The organism is Sphingomonas sp. 37zxx, assembly GCF_000786205.1.
Classification (GTDB): domain Bacteria; phylum Pseudomonadota; class Alphaproteobacteria; order Sphingomonadales; family Sphingomonadaceae; genus Sphingomonas.
The window spans coordinates 1-3141 of sequence record NZ_JROH01000089.1 but is presented as its reverse complement, the minus strand read 5'-3'; the positions used below and the strand labels follow the sequence as shown (position 1 = coordinate 3141).

General features: G+C 62.0%; 3 protein-coding genes. All 3 read left to right on the top strand.

Annotated elements, in window-relative coordinates:
* The first annotated feature begins 836 nt into the window (after positions 1-836).
* Genes QU44_RS16670 through QU44_RS16660 form a run of 3 tightly spaced genes read left to right on the top strand, consistent with a single transcriptional unit; the run spans position 837 to position 3136 of the window.
* Entirely contained in the window at positions 837-1595 is a 759-nt protein-coding gene (locus QU44_RS16670; RefSeq protein WP_033923541.1) for a sulfite exporter TauE/SafE family protein, read from the top strand.
* A 15-nt stretch (positions 1596-1610) separates the two neighbouring features.
* A complete protein-coding gene (locus QU44_RS16665; protein ID WP_052135075.1) occupies positions 1611-2378 on the top strand; it encodes a cytochrome b/b6 domain-containing protein in 768 nt (255 codons plus the stop codon).
* Positions 2375-3136: a molybdopterin-dependent oxidoreductase gene (locus QU44_RS16660; RefSeq protein WP_033923540.1), complete on the top strand. Its 762-nt coding sequence runs from the start codon at positions 2375-2377 to the stop codon at positions 3134-3136. The genes QU44_RS16665 and QU44_RS16660 overlap by 4 nt, the downstream gene beginning before the upstream one ends.
* Positions 3137-3141: the final 5 nt, after the last annotated feature.

Genomic DNA, 3141 nt, shown 5'->3' with positions numbered 1-3141 from the left:
GCCTGCCGGCGCCCGAAACTCTTCAGGATAGCGGACGTGGCTGATCGGATGTAAAAATCGCGTGCCGGCGTAGCGCAATTGGTCAAGGTGCCGGGAACAACCGGAGGTCGCAGGCTCGAGTCCTTGCCGCCGGCAATGTTCAACAGGTGATTAGATACCGAGCGAGAAGATTGCCATAGTTATTGGATAGATTTATTTTGCGTACTCGCTTGAGCTAAATGACCTGCAGTGATCCTGTGTCGCTTTGCAATAACGATCGCGCTTCGTTTCGAATCAAACATGCTTCAAATGCGCCCTCTTGAAACATAGTTTTTAGCGAATGTTCCGAAAGAGCATTTTCAATACTATACTGTATTGATTTACTACGGCATGCTAATTCTTCCCATGCGGCTGCACTTGGCTTACCAGCCATTATCCGGAGGCTAGAAAACTCTGGAAACATCGAACCCAGAGACCCATAGATGTGACAAGTATTGTATCTGATAGCAATATCGCGAGATATTGAAAAAATCCAAAATCCAATACATACGCTCGCCAAGCCGTTCTTGCGACTTGTTCCCGCGCTACAAATCGAGCGAACTTCCTGTGATTGTAAGTATACCCCCTCTTTTAAACGAGCAAACCCGCCAGCAACCAGCGAACTATGAAATGGCCGCGGACCCATGCTCCTGACCCCGTTACAAAAGGATTGCATTGCTCCGTGCGGAACCACGCAACTTTTACAAGACTGTCGGATCAACCTGTCAATGCCCGAACATGACAGATTAGCTAGTGTCCGCAAGTGGGCGATAGCCCCCCCTCGACACACCCACCCCGATCCGCTCTAGCCCCGCTCCATGCTCGACCTTCCCATCCTGGCGCTTGCCGCCGCTGCCGGGCTTGTCGGCGGGGCGATGAATGCGCTGGCGGGTGGTGGGACTTTTGCCACCATGCCCGCGCTGATCGCGATCGGCCTGCCCAGCCCGATCGCCAACGCCACTTCGAACGTCGCGCTGCAACCCGGTGCGTTCATGAGCGCCTATACCTATCGTGAGGGGCTGCGCCCGGTGGCGGGGATGTCGGTGCGGACGCTGGGGGGCATCACCTTTATCGGCGCGCTGGTGGGCAGCTTGTTGCTGGTGGTCACCCCCACCACGACCTTCGACATCATCATCCCCTGGCTGTTGCTGATGGCGACGATCGCGATCGCGTTCGGCAAGCGCGCCGCCGAGGTGCTTCAGCGGCATGCAGCCCCGGGGCCGCGCGCGCTGTTCGTCGCGCAGGCGCTGCTGGGGGTCTATGGCGGCTATTTCGGCGGCGGGGTGGGGATGATGCTGACGGCAACATGGGGGCTGCTCGCGGGCGAGCCGCCGCACCGGCTGATGGCGCCGCGCACGCTGATGCTGGCCGTCGCCAACACCGCCGCGATGATCGTGTTCATCGGCTTTGGCATGGTGCGATGGGACGCTTGCCTGCCGATGCTGGCCGGCGCGGTGCTGGGCGGATGGCTGGGCGCGCGCGCGGGCAAAAAGCTGCCGCCCACCGCGATCCGTGTCTGGACGCTGCTGGTGACGATCGTCACCACGATCATATTCTTCGTTCGCGCCTATGGATAGAGTAGGATGGCGTTGATGGCTCCGCGCGACTCGAACGACCCCGCTGACATCGCCGCACCGGGCACCCGGCGCGCGATCTATAAGCATCGCCTCGCGACCCGGCTGTGGCACTGGACCAACGCTGTTGCGGTGATCGTGCTGCTGGGGTCGGGGCTGATGATCCTCAACGCGCATCCGCAGCTTTACTGGGGGCAATATGGCGCGAACATGGACCAGCCCTGGTTTCGCGTCGGCTGGATTTTCGAGGGCGGGCGAATCCCCGGCTGGCTAACGATCCCGTCGACTTATAATCTGGCGCTGGCGCGGCGCTGGCATTTGACGGTGGCGCTGGTCTTTGGCTTCGCGCTGCTGGCATTCATGCTGGTGAGCCTGCTCAACCGGCATTTCCAGCGCGACCTGCGCTTTCGTCGCGCCGAACTTGCCCCCAAGCACCTGGCGCATGACGTGCGCGAGCATCTGGCGCTGCGATTCCACGATGCTGCCGATCCGGGCGGGCGCAACGTGCTGCAGAAACTGAGCTATGTCGGGGTGATCTTCGTGGCGCTGCCGCTGGCGATCTTTACCGGGCTGACGATGTCGCCGGGGATCAACGCCGCCGCGCCGTGGCTGCTCGACCTGTTCGGCGGGCGGCAATCGGCGCGGTCGATCCACTTCATCGCTGCGATGGGGATCGCATTGTTCATCATCGTCCACCTGACATTGGTGATCCTGGCGGGACCATTAAACGAAGTGCGATCGATGATCACCGGCTGGTGGCGCACCCCGCAGGAGCCGCAGCGATGATCCTCACCCGCCGCGCCTTGCTTACCGGCGTCGCCGCATCGGGCGCGACGCTGCTTACCGGCTGCGACCGGCTGGGCGAGAGCGAGGCGTTCCGCTCGATCCTGTTCAAGGGCGCCGATTGGAACGAATGGACTCAGCGGGCGCTGACGAACCGCAACGCACTGGCACGCGAATTTCGCCCCGATCAGATGTCGCCGGTGTTTCGCACCAACGGCACGCGCAACCCCAATACCCCGGCTTACACCGCGCATGCAGCCACGGGCTTTGCCGATTGGCGGGTGCGGATCGACGGGCTGATGGCGCGGCCGCAAGCGCTGTCGATCGCGCAATTGCTGTCGATGCCGCAGCGGGCGCAGATCACCCGCCATGATTGCGTCGAGGGGTGGAGCGCGATCGGCAAATGGCAGGGGCCACAGCTTTCGACCGTGCTCAACGCGGCGGGCCTTAGCGACCGCGCGCGCTTCCTGGTGTTCCACTGCGCCGATGCCTATTCGGGCGGCACCCGGCCTTACTATGAATCGATCGACCTGGTCGACGCCTTCCACCCGCAGACGATCCTGGCGCTGGGGCTGAACGACGAGCGGCTGGGCATCGGCCACGGCGCGCCGGTGCGGCTGCGGGTCGAGCGGCATCTGGGCTATAAACACGCCAAATATGTCGAGCGGATCGAGGCGGTGGCCAGCCTTGCCGATATTCATGGCGGCAAGGGCGGGCTGTGGGAGGATATTGCCGGCTATGAATGGTATGCGGGGATTTGAACTAC

Bases quoted from the DNA above. Each gene is read 5' to 3' on its own strand.
- QU44_RS16670 (WP_033923541.1), top strand. From the start codon at position 837: ATGCTCGACCTTCCCATCCTGGCGCTTGCCGCCGCTGCCGGGCTTGTC.
- QU44_RS16665 (WP_052135075.1), top strand. From the start codon at position 1,611: ATGGCTCCGCGCGACTCGAACGACCCCGCTGACATCGCCGCACCGGGC.
- QU44_RS16660 (WP_033923540.1), top strand. From the start codon at position 2,375: ATGATCCTCACCCGCCGCGCCTTGCTTACCGGCGTCGCCGCATCGGGC.